The following is a 19,308-nucleotide window of genomic DNA, read 5'->3' as shown; positions in this document are numbered from 1 at the left end:
AGAGTGATCCGGTTACTCCTTCACCGCTCCAACCGTCAGACCTTGTACGAAATAGCGCTGGAAGAACGGGTAAGCAAATATAATCGGCAGTGTTGCAAGCACGACCATTGCCATCCGGGAAGTATCCTGCGGAATGGACTGCATGGCTGCCAGACTCATGGAACTGTTGGCGGAGTTCTGCTGAATAAACTGGATGCTGGACTCGATCCGCATCAGCATGGATTGCAGTGGTACCAGGTTGGGATTATCAATGTATAAGAGTGCGTTGAACCAGTCATTCCAGTAACCCAGTGTACTGAACAATCCGATGGTTGCCAGCCCCGGCAGGGACAATGGAATAACGATTTTCATAAAAGTATAAAACTCCCCGGCGCCATCAATTCTTGCGGATTCAATAACCGCATCCGGTACACTGGTGGAGTAGAACGTACGCAGAATCATAATATAGAAGGCATTCATCGCCAGCGGCAGAATCAGTGCCCATACGGTATCTTTCAATCCAAGCAGTTGGGATACGACCATATAGGTCGGGATCATCCCTCCGTTGAACAGCATGGTCAAAATGGCAAACACGGAGAAAAATCTCCGATATCTGAAGCTCTTGCGGGAAATGGCATAGGCATACAGGGACATGAGGATCAAACTGATGATTGTTCCGAGTACCGTGACCAGAATGGTAACCCCATACGCACGCAGCAGTGTATCACCGCTCTGCCAGACAAATTGATATGCCGCGAGACTCCATTCCGCCGGAATCAGGCGGTATCCGTCACGGGCCAATGCCTTTTCATCCGTAAACGAGATGATGACGACAAATATAAAAGGAAACACACAGATCAGAGCGAATAGTCCGGCCATGATATTCATGATGACGTTCCAGCCGCTGGATACATGATGGAAATCGCGTTTTTTTACGAGTTGAGCCACAGTGGTTCACTCCTTTCCCTTGTCCTAGAATAAGCTGCTATCTTTATCGATCTTGCGTACCACATAGTTGGAGATGATAACCAGTACAAAGCCCACAACCGATTGATACAATCCGGCAGCGGTACTCATGCCAATCTCACCGCTCGTTTTCAAACCGCGATATACATACGTGTCAATCACATTCGTAACGGAATAGAGCGTACCCGAATCCCTTGGCACTTGATAGAAGAGACCGAAGTCAGCGTAGAAGATCCGGCCTACAGCAAGAAGTGTCATAATCGTGATGATTGGGGATAGCAATGGGATCGTAATGTTGCGAATCTGCTTCCATTTGCTCGCACCGTCAATCATTGCGGCTTCATAGAGCGAACGGTCAATGCCCAGTATAGATGCCAGATAGACGATACTGTTGTAGCCGATCGTTTTCCAAAGTGCGACGAAAATCAGAATGTAGGGCCAATACTTGGCTTCCGAATACCACTGGATGGGTTCCATCCCGAACCAGCCGATGATCTGATTCAACATTCCCCGGTCCATGCTGAGGAAACTGAACACAAAGTAACCTACAATGACCCAGGAGAGGAAATACGGGAGGAACATCCCTGTTTGATATATTTTGGCAAGCCGTTTATTAATAAGTTCCGAGAGCAGAATGGCCAAACCTACGGCGAACACTAACCCCAAGAATATGATGGCGATGTTATACAGAAGTGTATTTCGGGTAATCAGCAGTGCGTCATTGGTGCTGAACAGGAATTTGAAGTTGTCCCAGCCCACCCATTCGCTCTTCGCAAGACTGGCCCAGAACCCCTCACGGCTAAAGCGATATTCCTTGAATGCCGCTACAGTACCCACCAGGGGCAGATAAGAGAAGAAGAAGAACCAGATGGCGCCAGGCAGCACCATGAACAGCATGACTCGGTTTCTTATCAGGTTTTTCAAAAATGCAGTCATTGGGATATCCTCCTTCAAGCTTGAATGAAAAAAAGAATCGGACGCTACATGCAGCCGCCCGATTCTACGAATGTAACCTTACTTATTTTCCGCTCTCCAGGCATCAAGCTGGCTTTGGGCTTCAGCCATTACCTTCTCAAGACCGGCTTGATTGAACTTCTCAATGACCTGATCCAAGTTGGTCGCCGGGTCCAGCGTACCAGTCATCAATGCGGCCCAGTATTGTTCTTTCACGTTTTGTACAGCTGTCAATTCAGCAGAAACGTTGCTTGCATCAAAGTTGAAGCTGAGGATTGGGGAGTTCACACCTTCAGCATTAAATTTCTTGAACTCATCCCATTTGTTATCCGGATCGTTGTTGTTCAGATAGAGCAGCATGTTGTTACCAAGGGAATACGAAGGCATGTCATAGTTCTTCGATTCAGCCAGGTTTTCCATATGTGTATCGTCCACTTTTTTGTAGTGCGTGCCCTCGATACCGGAGTCCACCATGTTGCGCAGCACTGGATCCGTATTGAGCAAGTTCAGGAATTCCATTGCTTTTTCCGGGTACTCGGAGTTGGCGGAGATCGCCATGATGGATCCTTGTACAGAAGTGTTTGTGATGATTGCATCACTTGCCGGAGTGGAAACGACAGGATATCCATAACTTGCAGACCATTGATTGTCAGCCAGCGGTTGAGTCTGTGCACGATCCAGGAACCAGTTACCCGATGTCGTCAGGTCGTTGGTTGATCCTGTTGTTGCTGCCTCTGCAGATACATAGCCAGCTTTGTAATATTTGTTCATCGTTGTGAGCGCTTCCTTCATTTCAGGAGTCTCCAGGATGTTCACGAGCTTGTAATCCGTTGTGTCTAGTTTGATTGCCATAGGCAAATTTTGAATGACATAGTCATAAGGAACGTAAGGGACATAGTTTTTATCCATCGCAAACGGCGTCACACTTGGCTCATTTTCCTTGATTGTTTTGAGCAAAGGTTCGAGACTGTCCAAGGTGCGGATATTGGAGATGTCCAGGTTGTACTTATCGAGCAGTGTTTTGTTGAAACGCCATACTTCTTGCTGCGGCAGTTCTTTGTTGGCTGGAATACCGTAGTTATGACCATCCACTTTGGAACCGCTGAGGAATGCCGGGTCAATCGTGTCCATCAGATCCTTGCCATATTTGGGGAGCAGTTCATCCAATTCCAAGAACGCGCCTTTTCTGGCATTCTGAACATAGTCGAATCCGCCCGAAGAGGTGAACAGAATGTCCATAGGCTCACCGGAAGCCACATTCACCTGCATCTTTTGAGGATAGTCACCCCAATCGACCATTTTCATGGTTACGGTAGCATTGATTTTTTCCTTGGTATACTTGCTGACTTCTTCCATGACCTTGTTCACATCTTTTTGCGGGGTACCGATGGTGTACCAGATCAGCTCGACTGAATCATCTCCAGCCCCGCCGGATTCCGAAGCACTCTCGCTTCCACCGCAGGCACTCAGTACAAGTGTAACGGCCATTAATAATGCCAGGACGAGAGAAAAACTTTTTCTTTTTTTAAGCATTGTTTAGATCCTCCCTTTTCGTTTTCCCTTAAGCACTAACGAACTAACTGCTATAACCTTATCGAATGAAAGCATTTTCAAAAAGAAGATAAACTTAAGTTTTCGGGGTACAAATTAAAGAGATATTCTTCCTGACTCTTGTTTTTGTCCCTGATTTAATAAATCGCTTACATGAAAGAGACATGCCGGGTAACATCTGGCATTGAACTCTTCGCATGCCACTGCTGTTCCCGAAATGTCTCTTATACGTTGAGTCCGCAGATCGATTCTTCCCGTCACCGAATTAATTAAAAACCTTGAAATCGGTCGGTGAAATGCCTACATATTTGCGGAATTGCTTATAAAAATATCCTGTCTCCCAATATCCAACGTTTCTAGCGATCTCATGCACCTTCAGATTGGAGCTGCGCAGCTGTTCCTTGGCACGCTCGATCCGGTATTTATTGATGTACTCGGCAAAGGTCTCTCCTGTCTCCTTATGAAACAGCTGTCCAAGATACACAGGATGCAGATGATAATGAGCCCCTAGCAGCTTGAGGGAAAGCTCTTCTGCGTAATGCTTCTCGATATGCTGAAGCACCTGGCTCACAATCGGGTTTTTCAGATCCTGCAGCAGAGATTCGATCGTCTCGCTCCCCACTTGCTGAAGGGCCTGCACCAGTTCGGCAAAGGTACTGCTGTCCAGCACCCGTCTTAACCCCTTTTGGTAAATGACAGACTCATCCGTATGCTTAATGCTCTCCAGCTCCATTTTGAAACGAATAACCAATTCGAGTGCCGTATGCTGCAGTTCCACAGGAGTCATCCCGTCGCGATACTGTTCAAAATCCGTTTGAATTCGTTCTGAAAGCTGTTCGGTATTGCGGGATAACATCAGCTTGGCATATTCCTTCCAGTCGAAGGAGAAACGACTGCCAGCACTGCTTCCCGTTTCAAGAATCGCATGATCAATCACTTTAAGATCCGGGTAGATCATCACATACTGCAGAGCGCGCTTGGCTTCTTTGTAACTCACGGGTGCCTGATGAATGCCCTTCGCCATGCTCCCCATACCAATATAAACTGACGGGTGCGCTTCTGAGATCTGCCTGGATAAACAGGTGACGCAATCCATAAACATCTGTCTATCGACCTGCTTCTCGTCTACACTCGCGATCATGACAATATCGCCATCCAGATCATGAAAAGTACTCACATAAGGCTTGTCTGCAAGTAAACGCTGAACTTGATCAAATATGCCCGGCTCTTCACCCTTCGTACGGAGAATGGCAATGCCATAGCATGGACCATCAAGTGTAAGATTCATGAACAGAGAACGCTCTTCAAATTCCGCCGTTGCGATCTGTCCCATCAACCATCGATGAAGAATGTTGTCCTTCAAAATTTGAATGCCATAGGCATCATAACTTGTTTTTGCTGGCACTTGTTCCAGCTTGGAGGCCGTGTTTCGCAGCGTTGATTCCAGCTCCTCCACATTGATCGGCTTGAGCAGATAATTTTCGATCCCCAGCTGCATGGCTTCCTTCAAGTATTCGAACTCATTGAATCCGCTGAGAATAATCACTTTAAGGTCAGGCTGGACACGCCTTGCTTCCCGAATCAGATCCAGTCCATTCATAATGGGCATCGAAATATCCGTGATCAGAATGTCGACAGGTTGGGCAGACAGCCCTTGGAGCGCCGCCTGGCCATTGCCGGCATGGTTTACAATTTCCATTCCAAATGAAGACCAATCCACAATTTCGTATAATCCTTCAATGATGAATGGCTCATCGTCCACAATAAATACCTTATACATGCTAAACACCTGTCCCTTCCGTATGAGGATAACGCACCCTGATCAGCGTTCCTTCTCCAAGCGTACTCTCTATCGTTATTCCAAACTCCGGTCCATACAGGTAGCGCAGACGACTGTGCACACTGCGCAGCCCAAACATTTGTCCTGATTCCTCCGGACGATCGAGTTCTTCACGAATTTCAGCCAATCTGGCAGGATCAATGCCTTTGCCATTATCTCTGACCTCCACCTGCAGCACATCACCAAGCTCTTCCACCACAATAGACAACCAGTTATCCGAGCGTTCCGTCTGAATTCCGTGCACGACATAGTTTTCAATGATCGGCTGCAGGGACAGCTTGACCACAGGATGTTGATTATGCACAGGATCCAATTGAATCGTATAGGTGAAGATATCCTTATAACGGATTCGAAAAAGTTCCAGATATAGACGGCAAGCCTCCATCTCATCCTTCAATGTGTAGTTTTTCTTCTGCTGAACAAGGCTCTTGAAGAGCACGGATAAGCTGTATATCATCTCACCCACATCCCTTGCCCCTTGGGAAATGGCTCTCATACGAATCACTTCAAGCGTGTTATAGAGAAAATGAGGATTAATTCTGGCCTGCAGAGCAACCAGCTCCGTCTCCTTTTGTTTGATCTCGGCCTTGTACACCCGCTCAATATACAAATTCAGTTCATCCAGCATATCGTTAAAGCTGTGCGAGATCTGTCCAAGCTCATCATCACGGGGGTCGTCGATACGCGCACTGAGATTGCCATACTTCACCTTCTGCGTAAATCGGATAATTCTCCGGGTACGCTTCGCAAAGTTAATGATAAAAAACGCCGGAACGAGCACAGCAAACAGGGTACTTACGATGCTAATTGAAATAATGGTATTCCGAATACCTGCATAGGCCTCAGCCATCTCTTCCACAGGAACCGTAGCCACAATCACATAGCCCTGGTCTGCCGAGACAAACTTGTTTACATACATGTTTTTTTCCTTTTTCATCGAATCCATGTCGGTCTGATCAAACAGCGAATCCGCAACTTCAACATAAGGATACTTCTTGCCGTAATAGTTGCTGCTGGAGTCAAATAACACGTTACCTTTGGCCGACAGTACCACGATTTCTCCCTTAAAGTTGCTCTCATAACTATCAAGCGCATTTCCAATGCCTGCAGAGTCAAAAAAAACGAGGAACTGCCCCAGATTCCGCAGCGTCTGCGTATTGTTGATGGGAACACGAATCGCATACAGGTCCGGGCTCCATTCATTGATCTCTTTGCGAATCCAGTAGTTGGGTGCACTGATATTAGGCGTTTCCATGGCCATCACGTCAGGAATATACGAATGGGCTGCATTGGTGTCCAGCTTCTTGAATTGCTTATTGGGGCTGAACATGGACATGTCCTGGCGCTCTGCACTATATAACATCAACTGATGGATATCCGCATTTCGGTCCATGATATTCTGGAAATGTTTCAGTACATCTGCGGAATAGTCATCCTGATTGGCGTAATATCCATTGGTGAGATGCTGGACATAATCTGCATAGGTGTGGCTCATCAGATAGGAGATATTGGCTGACAGCGCCTCGTTCTGATGCATGTCTCTCACCATATTTTGTACAGACTCATACTGCTGATGAATATATCGGTCCACACTTTCCATCGCAGCCTTTTGGATAGCCAGCTCACGACGGATCGTAGAGTCGGACACCGATAGAAAAATGATATACGACAGCGTAATAATCGTCACAATCGAAATCATCGAGAAAATAAACAGCATTTTCATAAACATATTATTTTTGAAGAAATTATTGTAAACGCTAACAATTTTCAAATCGCATGTTCCCCCCGATGCGGTTGTCCTGTCTGAATTATATCATTTGCCTTCTGACATTAACTTCCCACCCTGAACTTTTCTTTAGTTTCTACCTGCCTTTCTTTAATTTCGCCCTATTTGAAAATGCTTTCATGCTCTATCGTTAACCATAAGTTTATATTTGTGTAAACGAATACCTTACATTCAGTCCACTTGAAGGAGGAACAGCATGACACGCAAACTCAAACCGAAAGGCATCATTCCCAAGGTAACTGCACTGGCCATTACATCAGCTCTGGTCGGTCAGTTGGTCGCCTCATCTGTCTATGCGGGAGATACACTTCCCTACACAGGTGAAAGTGCCAAAGGCGCCAATCAGCCCTATCAGCATGGCTACACCTCTGCACAGATTCTGAATTGGACACCCGAGAGTGACATCTATGGAGAGCAGCTTCGTGCACATGTACCACTGCAGCCGCGTAATGATGCCTTTGCCGCCACGCAGGCCTACCCCGAACTTAGCCCGGATACCCAGCTCTTTACGATGAGTGGTGATTACGGCAATGCGTTCTTCGACAGTACCCCTTATACGAACGAATTTAGCCAGTATCTGTTCAATTATTGGCAATATACAGACTATTACAGCTATTGGCATGGCATGGCTTCTGCCGGAGTGCCGGAAGAGCTGTATGACCCGAATAAGGAGTGGACAGAGCGATATTTCGAGTTCGGTATTCTGAACATTCCGAACCCGGCTTACACCAATGCCGCGCATAAAAACGGTGTTCGTTCCATTGCCAACATTTTCTTCTCCGATAATGACCGTGGTCCCCAAACGTACAAGCAGATGCTCGTACAGGATGAAGACGGAAATTTCCCGGTCGCTGTCAAATTGGCCGAGATGGCCAAGTACTACAATTATGATGGATACTTCTTCAATCAGGAAGAGGTAGCGAGGGGCGTTGCCCCTGAAGACATTCCATCCTACAAAAAATTCATGCAATATTTAAGAGATCAGGGTCTCTATGTTCAGTGGTATGACTCTACGATTAATACGACAGGACAGATCCAATATCAGAATGAGTTTAACGAACTCAACAGCCCATTCGTACAGGACACCGCTCTCGGCAGGGTTTCGGATTCCATTTTTCTGAACTATGTCTGGAACCATGAGATGCTGCAGGATTCACGTGATCATGCGATCAGCCTTGGACTGGATCCGCTGGAAACGGTCTTTGCCGGCGTTGAAGGCGGCCATGACCGGTTTGGACGGTGGAAACAGCTCTATGACCTGCGCAACAATCTGGATGAGAACGGTCAGCCGATGAACAGCATAGCAACGCTCGGTGCAGATTTTACCCACAATGCCCTTGATGAAGAGATGGGCGATGGAAGCACCAATCACAGAGCTGAAGACGAATATCAGTGGATGACCTTTGTGCGCGATCGTGCCTGGTGGTCTGGACCGAATCAGGATCCTACCGAAGCCCGCCGCAATGCGTCGGTTGATCTGTCGGATGTCTACGCTTCTGGCGCCAATTGGGACGGCATAGCCGCCTACCTTACGGAACGTTCCGTCGTTAATGGTTCAAACTTTGCTACGAACTTCAATACCGGACATGGTCTGCAATATTATGAAAACGGGAAAGTATCCAATGATACCGAATGGTCCAACATCAACATCCAGGACATCCCTGTCACCTGGCAGTGGTGGATGGCCAGTGAAGGGGATAAGCTGAGTGTTGATTTTGACTATGGCCCAACCTATGAAAAAGGTGCCCGTTACCAGTACGATTCCATTGGGGCCTTCAATGGCGGCAGTTCTCTTGTCGTTAACGGTGACCTAAACGCGGAGAACTTCCTGCGTCTGTACAAAACAGATCTGTCCGTTAATGCGAAGTCTACATTGGAACTCACTTATAACAAACCATCGAAGAGCGATACGTCCACCCTGCAAGTCGGTTTAATTCTGGAAGATGATCCATCCCATGTGGTCAAAGTCAATATTCCGAATTCAGGCAAACACACGAAAGGCTGGACAACAGCTTCCCTGGATTTAAGTGCCTATGCGGGCCAAAACATTGCGGCTTTCGGACTGGTATTTGACCCAAATGGGAAAACAATTGAAGATTATCAGATGAATATCGGTGAAATCCGTATCTTCGATGGATCTGCGGCCAAACCAGATGCTCCTACAGGTTTCCACATCGCCAAGTCTCTGACCAATACAGATGAACTCGTTGTGGAATGGGATATGGAAGACTATTCGAAAGTTAAGCAATACAATTTATATGAAAATGGATCCTATGTTGGCGGAATATATGATTCCACCTATTACATCAAATCTTTGAAAAATCGTTCTGGTGAGCTGTCTATTCGTGCCGTAGGCGCAGATGGCCGTGAGAGCGAACCTGCAACTCTGTCCTATAATTTGGATGCAGCCGTTCAGGATATTCAAGTGAAATTTAACAAACAGGGCGATGCCACTGTCAGCTGGAAATACCCTAAGAAAACCAAAGGCAAGGAAGCGATTGAGCTCACCCTGCAAACCGAATATACGAATGAACCTTTCACAAAGACCGTTCAGGTCAAGAAAGGGAAATCTTCTGCTGTTCTGACGGGATTGCCAACGAATGGTGAACACTACGTGCTCAACATTGCCATAGGCAAGCAACAACCAGTCACAGTTACTGGACAACTGGCTGATCATCAGATTACACCATACGCGAAAGAAAAGGTCACGGTAAATGATGGAAAATACACACTTGCCCTGCCTGATCTGGAGGACTGGTACAAGATCTATGTTTACGAAAATGAAGTGCCTCGCGAATTCGGGGTGACTTACGTTACGCAAAAATTCCCTTACATTATCCGGGGAAGAACCAAGCTGAGTGAGATGACCTTCACACCAGCTTCCAGCAGCAGCTCGCTCAAGCTCGTGATCGAAGACTATGCAGGCAATAAAGCAACGACCATCTTAAGATAGACGATTTCAGCAAATGAAATATTAACCCTGTAAGAAAATTAAACCCTAATTAGCAGCAGCCCTTTCCACCTCCAACAGAAGGCGGAGAGGGCTTACTTTATAGGATGAGATATGTACATGGCGCTATAAGAAACTATTCAACCCACCAAATATCAGGCCCAAAACATTAAAATAGATCATAACAAAAGATAAAAACAGAGCGATGGGTAGAATGAATAAAATCTTCATTTTAATTCTTGGAATGAAAATCAGGAGAAAAATGATCATTATTAAATAGACTCCCATCAGTAATGGGATTAAATCATAATGCGTGTGGACAGGTAAATAGGCATTTCGTAATTCAAAACCTTCTACGAGCAAAACGGTAATTGGAAGAGACGCCATTAAATATGAAAATCCCCCCACTCCTCGGGCGTACCAAATCAGATAAGCACATATGGGAGATATCACTGCACATAGCCCCCAAAATAAAATAGCTCTTGCTGGGAAGAAGTGAAGAAATAAAACGGTATATACATAGTACACAGTAAGCATGGATGCAAAGAAGACAACTGCTTTGACGGCAGCTAGCTTGGGAGAATAACTGAACACCGATAATAAAGTTGCAGCGAATACCCAGATTCCGAGACGTCCGCCAATATCGTCAAATAGGGGATTAATCCCCGGAGTATCTACAAGCTTGGCTGCTAATCCTAAAACAACTCCAATCATTGCTGCAGTTGTGACTGAAATGACGGTTTGTTTTGTTGTTGGTCTACTCGCAATTCTAATCCCATCTAACTTGTCCTGTATCCTCATGACTCCCCCCAGTGTTTCAATCTTCTTAATTCAGATGACGACGACGCATCAATAAAAAACAAGATTAGGTGCATAAGCTTAAAATATAATAGTAGAATATTCCAATAAATTCTTCCAGTGTATTCATACATAGGCGCAATCTTGCAAAAAGGCGAGCCTCCTTTAATTAGGGGACTCGCCTTGGGTCTCTTTTATAAACAAGAAATTTTATGAAGTTCCTTTTTGCTTGCTCGCCTGCATCTGCTGGGCGAATCGCATCATCTCTTCGAACTCTTCCTCGGATACTCCATCGCTTTCAGCGGCAACATCCTGAACAATCGGGATTTCGGGTTTGGCTTTGGCTCCTTTGCCGTATGTACGGGAACGGGTTCCGGCTGCACCAGCAGCCTGCTTGCCTTTTACCTTGGCCTGGTCACGAATATATTGGACTGCCTTCTCATATGAATTGACCTGCTTCAGCAGCATATTGGAAGCGATCGCTTCAACGAAATTACGGTTAATCCGCTGTTCTCCGCCTGACACCAGAAGCTGCATCAAGTAATGGATAAGAACATTAATGACTTCCCCAGGCAGCTTATAGCTCAGATCAATTTTCTCAAAGATATCGACCAGATTATCCGGTACGGCTCCTGGGAAAAACGTCTGTAAAAGCCGTGTATATGGTTCATTACGAAGCATCATATTGTATTGATGAATATCGCATTTGGTTGCAAACTGTGGTGGAACCTCCACATAGTATTCCATCTGCACCACATGTTCCACTGGCGGTTCCCCGGAATCGCTCTGCTGCTCAGGCTCGTCCAGATGCTGCCTCAGGGCGACCACTTTGGCTGCCTGTACAGTCTGCTGCTCCTGACGTTTCTTCGTCTGACGGAACTGCAAGCTTGCCTTATGCTGAAGATCGTCCAACATCAGCTGTCCTTGCGGACTGAAGATATCATCCTCATCCAGTAAACGGCACACGTCCTGCACACTGAGATTGAACTTGTTCACCACATAATTCACAATGCCCAGCTGCTCATGATCAAATCTTAGCTTTTCCACATGACGACGGTTCACCGACTCGCGCGGAAAACGCAAAATAATGTCGGCGTAGTTTAACGTAAGCTCTTCCGCCGCTACACTTGTCCCACTCCGCTGTGCGGATGTGGATACTTCCGAGAGCGCCTGCTCCAGCTCGTAATCTATAACATGCGTATTCAGTTCGAATATATCGTAAAAAGGAACCGAAATATTTTCTTTGCTCGCTGCAGGATAAGGTGCATCTCCGTTCTCCACTGCCGAAAATCCCGAACGCAGGGAGAGAACAGCAAACTTGCCAATCTTGTCACGAAGCAGCAGTGTCAAATGCTGTGTACGGAAGAATTCTGCCGGTGACAGCGGTGGCTGCAGCTCATATTCATAGATGTAATCATCATTCTCCGGAATGTAAAGGCGTGACGTCTGAAGCAATCCGACTGCTTCCAGCTTGGAAGCCTGCTCCACTAAATACTTGCGGCCCTTCTCACTTGGCTCGAGTCCAAGTGTCATGAACAACTTTCGCTGCTGTTCAAGGGGTGAGTAACCGACCTGTTCACCGGGAAGATGCTGAAACAACAGCCGATACAAGCCAATCGCGAAAGCACCTACCATGGGCTGATATGCTCCGGTAAGCATACGGTCGTCCAGAGCACTAAGTCCAAACTCCCTGTATACGCAGTAGCGATGATGTTCAGTATAATGCAGCAAATTCTTCATGCGCATGGCTTGATCTCCTTCTCCCCAAAAGTGTGTTTATCTATTCTATCATAAATGCCTGATCTTCAAATGTTCAAAAACAGGTAAAAAGATGGCCTGTTCTCGCTCCGTTTCGTCCTAGGTCGACAGCATTCACGTTTTCGCAGAGTTGCTAGAATACTATAAAAGCTCCAGCCATATAAAACAAGTGAAACTATTTAGAAATAGTTATCCACATGTGTATGCAGCTCAGCGGATCAATTATGTCTATTTTCATTACATATGACAAAAAGCCCTCCCTTTGCTCGCGTAAGCGGTTACGAGAAAGGCAGGACTCTTTGTTTCAATTAGCCGTGGCAGACAGGGCAAGATATGAAGCTCAGCCGGTTAAAACATTTTATACCCGCCCAGTCGAAGTTTGCGAATGGTCCAACCACTGATGATTGCACCTGCTAGCCCAGCCACACCGGTCAGATAATCGACAATCTGGAACGAGCCCAGATGGGTCATCAGTGAAGCCGTGTGATCCCACAAGGAATACACCACAACAGGCAGGATCACAATGATGAACAGGTAAGAAGGAAACCAGGTAGTCTTCATCAACATATTCAGAATGAAACCGATCCCAAACATCATCACGAAAAATAACACCATTAATACCAGCACAGGTATAAACTGCATCGGGTGACGTTCACCTCTTCTTATGAACTCAGGGCTTATTTTGCATAACTTACTGTATTTTCTTCTCTGGCTAGTAGATAGTGTACCGCAAAAAATGTGGCGAAGCAACGAACTTTCTGGATAAATCCTCCTATATTCATGTTCTCTTCATTTGCCCTTGTGCTCAATGTTGGGATACAATGTAAACGATATAGTTTTTCTTAACCGTCCCTCATGGGATTTGGAAATATAAACTGCAGGAGGAACAGAACCAATGAACGAAGCCGCATCAACACTGGAGGGCTGGTATGCCCTGCATGACTTCCGCTCGATTAACTGGGCCGCTTGGAAAGCAGCCGATGACGAGGAACGTGCCGTAGCACTGGACGAGCTTCAAGAGTTTTGGAAAGAATGGAAGGATGTCGAAGATTCTTCCAAAGGAAGCACTGTGGTCTATACTGTAGTCGGCCAAAAAGCTGACCTTGTCATGATGCACCTGCGTGAAACACTTGAGGACCTCAAGGCCGTCGAGAACGCGTTCAACAAAACGATGTTTGCACAATACACGACCAAATCGTATTCCTACGTCAGCGTCGTGGAACTGAGCAACTATCTTGGCAAAGAAGGCGAAGATCCGATGCAAAACCCGGAAATCGTTGCACGTCTCAAGCCGGTATTGCCGCAGCGCCAGTACATCTGCTTCTACCCAATGAACAAAAAACGCGAATTGGCCGACAACTGGTACATGCTGTCCATGGACGAACGCCGCAGCATGATGCGCAGCCATGGCATGATTGGTCGCAGCTATGCTGGTAAAGTTAAACAGATCATTACCGGATCCGTTGGTTTCGACGATTGGGAATGGGGCGTTACCCTGTTTGCAGACGATGCACTCCAGTTCAAAAAACTGGTTTACGAAATGCGGTTTGATGAAGTTAGCGCACGTTATGGCGAATTCGGTTCGTTCTATGTGGGAAGCCTGCTGGGCGAAGGTTCGCTGGAAGACATGCTGAAACTGTAAGTAAAACACAAAGCACCGATGACACTCCCAAGGGGAAAGTCACCGGTGCTTTTTTATGGTATTCATTATATCCAGAAATGTTCAAACTCCGAATTAATCCCGGTCCTCTTCTTCTTCCATTGCCTTGAGCGATTCCAGAAACTCGGCCGTGGCCCGGTCACGATCCCGTCCCTTTTCCTTCAACCGCTCAATTGCAGGCAGGATGAGAATGTCCACTTCCTTTTGCACAATATAAGCCAGGTCATACTGGTTCTGCTCCTCCAGATAACCCCCTACCTGCATCAGGGCATTATAACGATCCAGCTCATCACGCGTAAGCAGGCCGCGAACTTGAACACTGCAATGTCTCATCCAAAAAACCGCCCCTTCTTCAGCACAAGCGGGATTCCACCGATGATGAACAAGTACCGGAGATCCACCAGTTTCTTCAGCTGGGCTGCTTTCCAGCCCTTATATTTTTTGCCGCCAACCACAGCAATGGCTTCCCCTTTACCAAGCGAAGCAACCGTTCCCTTGCTGGTAAACACAAAAGGCTGTGGCTGTTTTTTGCGAATGGCAGCGACAACGTTTTTGGCGCAGTTCACACCTTGCTGCATGGCAATCTGGGCTGTTGGTGGATATGGACGTCCTTCCCCGTTAAATACGAGTGAATTGTCCCCAATAACATAGACATGCTCATGTCCAGGAGCACGCAAATATTCGTCCACTTTTACCCGGCCGCGCATCACTTCAAGTCCAGCCTGTTCAAGCAGTGCGTTACCGCGGATTCCACCGGTCCATACCACCGTGGCAGCATCAATTTTTTCACCTTCACCCACAATGACACCATCCGGCAAACATTGCTTGATTGGAACACCGATTTTGAAGGTTACGCCCTTCTTCTTGAGCACATTCATTGCATGCTCTACCAGCTCCGGATCGAAGCCAGGCAGGGCTGAAGGCGCTGCCTCTACGTTGTAGATATGCACATTTTTCGGATTTACGTCGAATTCCTTGCACAACTGCGGAATACGGTCAGCAAGCTCCGCCACAAACTCAACTCCGCTGAAACCTGCCCCGCCAACTACAAAACGTATGCGGTTACGTTTATTATCGTTTTTGTACATGGCAAACTGATATTCGATATGCTCACGAATGAGTCGTACCGAGTTGATGCTGCGAATGGTCATGGCATGATCCAGCATGCCCGGAATACCGAAGGTCTCCGGTTCACCGCCGAGTCCAATAATCAGATAGTCATAAGATAACGTTCCATCTTCCAAAATGACCTTGCGATCCTGAAGACGAATCTCCTTTACTGACGACTTGACCAAATCAATCTTGAATTCATCAATCAGCTTGGAAATCGGCACCCTCGCATGCTCAATCGAATCCGTACCGGCTGCTGGCATATGTAGGTGTGTTGTAATATAGTGATAATCATGCCGATTCACCAATGTGACGTCGGCTTCATTATAATTTAATTCCTTCTGCAGCCGCTGGGCTGTTAAAATCCCGCCATAGCCCGCGCCGAGAATGACGATTTTGGGAATGCTGCTCATGTCTTAACCCCTTCCGGTTTCACTCACATCATCTACTTTTACAACATTTTGTATCTTCATTCGGGTAGCATTACCTTCAGCTGTACTTACTACAAAATATGGATGAGGTCTTATCCATATGACGACAAATGTTAACTTCACGAATTTATTTGAATATTTTGTATGTACATGTCCAATTAAAGTTGTGAAATTATACACAAGAATCAACAAATTACAGGTCTTGTCTTCGTTTTACAAATTGGCTTTTATTTAGACAAAAAAACACATAGTACAGGTCAAGAATATCTGTATTTCTGGTAAATATCAAGGTTTTTTTTGTTATCTTTCATAACCTTTCATTTCCAATTTCATCCTATTCTCACCTGATCTTCATCAATTGTTCCCATGTTAGTCCCGTTACCAACTTTGCAACCCAGTTTACACCGTTTATAATGAGAAAGACAGTTCAGCAACAAACGCTGGCTACATGAGGTATCCGGCTACATTATTTCTGTTAACTACCTATTAAAATAAGAAAGGTGTTGTTGATTCTTGACTGCACAAACTGCCGGTCATGACATGACCGATTTACTTATTATTGGTGGCGGCCCTGCGGGTCTGTTTGCCGCATTTTACGGAGGGATGCGTCAGGCATCCGTTACTCTCGTTGAAAGCATGCCACAACTTGGTGGACAATTGGCTGCGCTATATCCTGAAAAATACATTTATGACGTTGCAGGGTTCCCCAAAGTGACGGCTCAGGAATTGGTAAACAACCTGATTGAGCAGATGAGCCACTTTAACCCCAATATTCGTCTTGAAGAAAAAGTAGTATCCGTTGAAAAACTGGACGAGCGTCATTTCATCGTCAAAACCGATGTAAACGAGTATCATGCCAAAGCAGTAATCATTACTGCCGGTGTTGGTGCCTTCGAACCACGTCGCCTGGAACTTGAAGGTGCAGCCAAGTTCGAAAAATCGAACCTGCATTACTTCATCAGTGATTTGAATGCCTTTGCCGGCAAAAAAGTACTGATCAGTGGTGGCGGTGACTCTGCCGTAGACTGGGCACTTATGCTCGAGCCAATCGCAGAACAAGTAACCCTGATCCACCGTCGTGACAAATTCCGTGCACATGAGCACAGTGTGGAGAATCTGATGAACTCCAAAGTCAACGTGGTTACACCTACGGAGATTACGGAGCTGCACGGGGATGACGCTATTACCAAAGTCACCCTGTCACACGTCAAAACCAAAGAAACACAAGAAATTGACGTCGATGCCGTGATCGTCAACTTTGGATTTGTATCATCGCTCGGGCCTATTGCCGAGTGGGGTATTGAAATCGATAGCAACTCCATCGTTGTTGACTCCCGTATGGAAACATCCATTCCAGGCATTTTTGCTGCCGGGGATATTACAACATACCCAGGTAAGCTGAAGCTGATCGCTGTTGGGTTCGGTGAAGCACCAACCGCTGTGAACAACGCGAAGGTTTACTTCGACCCAGATGCGAAGTTGTCCCCAGGACACAGCAGTAATATGAAACGATAGTTTTACGCGAATCACATAAAAGGCACAAAAAAGGGTATCTTACTCCTGAACATTCAATATCAGGAGGGATACCCTTGTCTTATATATGCCCGCTGTGTAACGGTCTGGTTGTACCGGAGCAGGCTTGTCCCCACTGCCTTCAGGGACTGACAGAATGCGGCAAATTGGAAGATTACACCGGACCGTACAGCCCCTATTCGTTACAGACTTCCATGATAGAGGAAGACGAAAACGAAAACGGTTGCATGCATATGTTGTACTGTCACCATTGTCATACAAGCACCCTCTGGTCTGTAGCACAATGGGACATGTCCGGAAACCTATAACATTGCCTGCAATGAGGATCTCTAGTGAAGAATGGCAGATACGTCGGTACCCAGTTTGCGCTTATGGATTTCTGCCAATAGCAGCGCGATGAAATCTCTCTCGAGATTAAGCTCAATCGCCTTATGGTAGGAATCCAATAACATCTCATCGGATAACATAGCCATTTCCCGCCACAACCTTTCCTTTTTTTTCCTCAAAACTATCATATCAGAGATTTATATAGAGAACAAGCGTTCTGTTATCCACAAGGTTTTGTGGAAATCCTGTGCATAGGTTGTTGATAAATGGTAAAAATGTTGATTAAGCAACGTGGATAATGTGGACATAACTTATGCACAGGATCGTAACGTTTCTATTAGAACGAATGTGAGAGAATTTTTTTTTAGCGTCAACTCATAGTTTCAAGACTTATTCCGTGTAAATTACCCATTTTGTTTTTACTTCAAACGTTTTCCATAATATTTTCTCTATATGTTTATCGGTGTAATCTTGGTTTTTTTTATATTTTTTCACTTTTTTTATTGAGGTCTGGTGTTCACTTCCAGAATCCATATCTTCCCGGAGTGATCGAGCCCATAATCGAAACCGAGTTGACCTACACCTGGAAATTGCCTTTCCATAATCTGAGTGCATGTCAACGTCAATGAACGCATCTCCCGGCGTTTGTGTCTGGTGGATATATGAGGGAGGGATAAACCAAGTGCCCTTCTGCCTTGCAGCATCGTCCCGCCTTTGCTCAGATTGGTTACACACAATCCGGGACGAGCCAAGCGCCCTACCATGGAACGGAAAACCCAGCCTCGCTCGGTTTTGACGACTTTCACCCTGTAATCCACAGGTCTGCCCTGTATCGTTGCCAAATGAATTCCCTGCTGGATCAGGTATCTCCGTCTGACTTTAATCCGTACCAGCGAGCGATACATCTGGCCGTAGTTGGTAAATGTACGTGTAACTTTCATATGCGTATAGCGGTAGTTCCCCCCGCTTGTGGATACCCTGATAACACCATAACCTCCGCCACCGACTATAGGTTTGATATACACCATTCCATAACGGCTGAGCATGTGCAGCAGATTTCTCGAATTAAATGCCATCGTTTGGGGGATATGGACAGCTGCTACAGGATATTTCATCAGTGCTGCTGTCTTCAGCCATTTGCTTGCAAGCTGTCTTGACATGGGTTGATCTCCTTTCCTGAACAATGGTCCTTCCATATACATACTCAACAGAAGCCGTCCCCTCTTGGATGTCTGTCCAAGGCGGTTGCCCCTTTTCCGTAAGAAGTGTCTATAGGCTTGTTTATGGAAAGGCACACACGCCTGGTTCACTTTTCAAACGCATCAATCTGTCGTATGCTACTAAGGAATGTAATAGAAAGGCTTAAATATGAGGATCTAAGGAGCGTTCAGAAAATATGGAAGCATTTTTCAAATCACTGTATGGCATAGCCTATTTCGCAATGTCCATTGTCCTGGTCGCCGTCACAGTACTTCTTTTCGTTACAGGTATTCGGCTGTTTATGAAGAAACGTAATCGCGGTTTTGCCGTAAGCTGCATACTGTTTGCCTGTTTCATTGTCTTCATTATTGTGGTAATGCTGACCACGCCCTTCTCCTCCACCCCTCCAGGTTCACCGGAAGCCATGGCTGCCCTGCTGCAACTTGGGTAGAATACCTGTCTAGA

Annotated in this window: 17 protein-coding genes; 5 read left to right on the top strand and 12 right to left on the bottom strand. The window is 46.1% G+C overall.

What is annotated here, in order from left to right:
* Nucleotides 1-12 precede the first annotated feature (12 nt).
* From CHH60_RS22700 to CHH60_RS22680, 5 genes are all read right to left on the bottom strand, one after another.
* Nucleotides 13-867 (bottom strand): carbohydrate ABC transporter permease, encoded by an 855-nt coding sequence (locus CHH60_RS22700; RefSeq protein ID WP_217506623.1) that lies wholly within the window; start codon nucleotides 865-867, stop codon nucleotides 13-15.
* A gap of 84 nt (nucleotides 868-951) precedes the next feature.
* Nucleotides 952-1,881, bottom strand: coding sequence for an ABC transporter permease (locus CHH60_RS22695; protein ID WP_095361286.1), 930 nt, complete (start codon nucleotides 1,879-1,881; stop codon nucleotides 952-954).
* 78 nt (nucleotides 1,882-1,959) lie between these two features.
* Nucleotides 1,960-3,432 (bottom strand): ABC transporter substrate-binding protein, encoded by a 1,473-nt coding sequence (locus CHH60_RS22690; protein WP_095361285.1) that lies wholly within the window; start codon nucleotides 3,430-3,432, stop codon nucleotides 1,960-1,962.
* A 283-nt stretch (nucleotides 3,433-3,715) separates the two neighbouring features.
* Nucleotides 3,716-5,230 (bottom strand): response regulator transcription factor, encoded by a 1,515-nt coding sequence (locus CHH60_RS22685; protein WP_095361284.1) that lies wholly within the window; start codon nucleotides 5,228-5,230, stop codon nucleotides 3,716-3,718.
* Between the two features lies 1 nt (nucleotide 5,231).
* Nucleotides 5,232-7,061 carry a sensor histidine kinase gene (locus CHH60_RS22680; RefSeq protein WP_095361283.1) on the bottom strand — a complete coding sequence of 610 codons (1,830 nt, stop codon included), beginning with the start codon at nucleotides 7,059-7,061 and terminating at the stop codon, nucleotides 5,232-5,234.
* A gap of 211 nt (nucleotides 7,062-7,272) precedes the next feature.
* On the opposite strand from CHH60_RS22680, the gene CHH60_RS22675 reads away from it, so the two are divergent.
* Complete coding sequence (locus CHH60_RS22675) at nucleotides 7,273-10,029, top strand: endo-beta-N-acetylglucosaminidase (RefSeq protein ID WP_095361282.1); 2,757 nt, start codon at nucleotides 7,273-7,275, stop codon at nucleotides 10,027-10,029.
* A 123-nt stretch (nucleotides 10,030-10,152) separates the two neighbouring features.
* Here the strand turns inward: CHH60_RS22675 and CHH60_RS22670 are convergent, their stop codons facing one another.
* The 3 genes from CHH60_RS22670 to CHH60_RS22660 all read right to left on the bottom strand — a co-directional run bounded on the left by CHH60_RS22670 (nucleotide 10,153) and on the right by CHH60_RS22660 (nucleotide 13,224).
* Nucleotides 10,153-10,827 (bottom strand): hypothetical protein, encoded by a 675-nt coding sequence (locus CHH60_RS22670; RefSeq protein ID WP_095361281.1) that lies wholly within the window; start codon nucleotides 10,825-10,827, stop codon nucleotides 10,153-10,155.
* A 207-nt stretch (nucleotides 10,828-11,034) separates the two neighbouring features.
* Complete coding sequence (locus CHH60_RS22665) at nucleotides 11,035-12,570, bottom strand: helicase DnaB (RefSeq protein WP_095361280.1); 1,536 nt, start codon at nucleotides 12,568-12,570, stop codon at nucleotides 11,035-11,037.
* Nucleotides 12,571-12,930: 360 nt separating this feature from the next.
* Nucleotides 12,931-13,224, bottom strand: coding sequence for a YuiB family protein (locus tag CHH60_RS22660; protein WP_095292079.1), 294 nt, complete (start codon nucleotides 13,222-13,224; stop codon nucleotides 12,931-12,933).
* Between the two features lie 253 nt (nucleotides 13,225-13,477).
* On the opposite strand from CHH60_RS22660, the gene hemQ reads away from it, so the two are divergent.
* On the top strand, nucleotides 13,478-14,224 hold the full coding sequence (gene hemQ, locus CHH60_RS22655) for a hydrogen peroxide-dependent heme synthase (protein WP_095361279.1): 747 nt from the start codon (nucleotides 13,478-13,480) through the stop codon (nucleotides 14,222-14,224).
* Between the two features lie 93 nt (nucleotides 14,225-14,317).
* Here the strand turns inward: hemQ and CHH60_RS22650 are convergent, their stop codons facing one another.
* Nucleotides 14,318-14,575, bottom strand: coding sequence for a hypothetical protein (locus CHH60_RS22650; protein ID WP_095361278.1), 258 nt, complete (start codon nucleotides 14,573-14,575; stop codon nucleotides 14,318-14,320).
* The gene (locus tag CHH60_RS22645; protein WP_095361277.1) at nucleotides 14,572-15,765 is read right to left on the bottom strand and encodes an NAD(P)/FAD-dependent oxidoreductase; all 1,194 of its coding nucleotides are present in this window, start codon (nucleotides 15,763-15,765) and stop codon (nucleotides 14,572-14,574) included. The genes CHH60_RS22650 and CHH60_RS22645 overlap by 4 nt, the downstream gene beginning before the upstream one ends.
* A gap of 558 nt (nucleotides 15,766-16,323) precedes the next feature.
* Between CHH60_RS22645 and CHH60_RS22640 the strand changes: the two genes are divergently transcribed.
* Together CHH60_RS22640 and CHH60_RS22635 are read left to right on the top strand one after the other, a co-directional pair.
* On the top strand, nucleotides 16,324-17,298 hold the full coding sequence (locus tag CHH60_RS22640; protein WP_217990005.1) for an NAD(P)/FAD-dependent oxidoreductase: 975 nt from the start codon (nucleotides 16,324-16,326) through the stop codon (nucleotides 17,296-17,298).
* A gap of 74 nt (nucleotides 17,299-17,372) precedes the next feature.
* Nucleotides 17,373-17,624: a hypothetical protein gene (locus CHH60_RS22635; protein WP_095361275.1), complete on the top strand. Its 252-nt coding sequence runs from the start codon at nucleotides 17,373-17,375 to the stop codon at nucleotides 17,622-17,624.
* Between the two features lie 21 nt (nucleotides 17,625-17,645).
* Here CHH60_RS22635 and CHH60_RS22630 read toward each other — a convergent pair whose 3' ends face one another.
* A complete protein-coding gene (locus CHH60_RS22630; protein ID WP_017692430.1) occupies nucleotides 17,646-17,789 on the bottom strand; it encodes a sporulation histidine kinase inhibitor Sda in 144 nt (47 codons plus the stop codon).
* Nucleotides 17,790-18,143: 354 nt separating this feature from the next.
* The gene (locus CHH60_RS22625) at nucleotides 18,144-18,803 is read right to left on the bottom strand and encodes a YheC/YheD family protein (RefSeq protein ID WP_095361274.1); all 660 of its coding nucleotides are present in this window, start codon (nucleotides 18,801-18,803) and stop codon (nucleotides 18,144-18,146) included.
* A gap of 236 nt (nucleotides 18,804-19,039) precedes the next feature.
* On the opposite strand from CHH60_RS22625, the gene CHH60_RS22620 reads away from it, so the two are divergent.
* Complete coding sequence (locus tag CHH60_RS22620) at nucleotides 19,040-19,294, top strand: hypothetical protein (protein ID WP_095361273.1); 255 nt, start codon at nucleotides 19,040-19,042, stop codon at nucleotides 19,292-19,294.
* Nucleotides 19,295-19,308 lie beyond the last annotated feature (14 nt).

It is taken from the genome of Paenibacillus sp. 7523-1 (assembly GCF_002276415.1).
Lineage (GTDB): Bacteria > Bacillota > Bacilli > Paenibacillales > Paenibacillaceae > Paenibacillus > Paenibacillus illinoisensis_A.
Note: the sequence above shows the minus strand (reverse complement) of the source record. Positions and strands in the feature narration are given on the sequence as shown.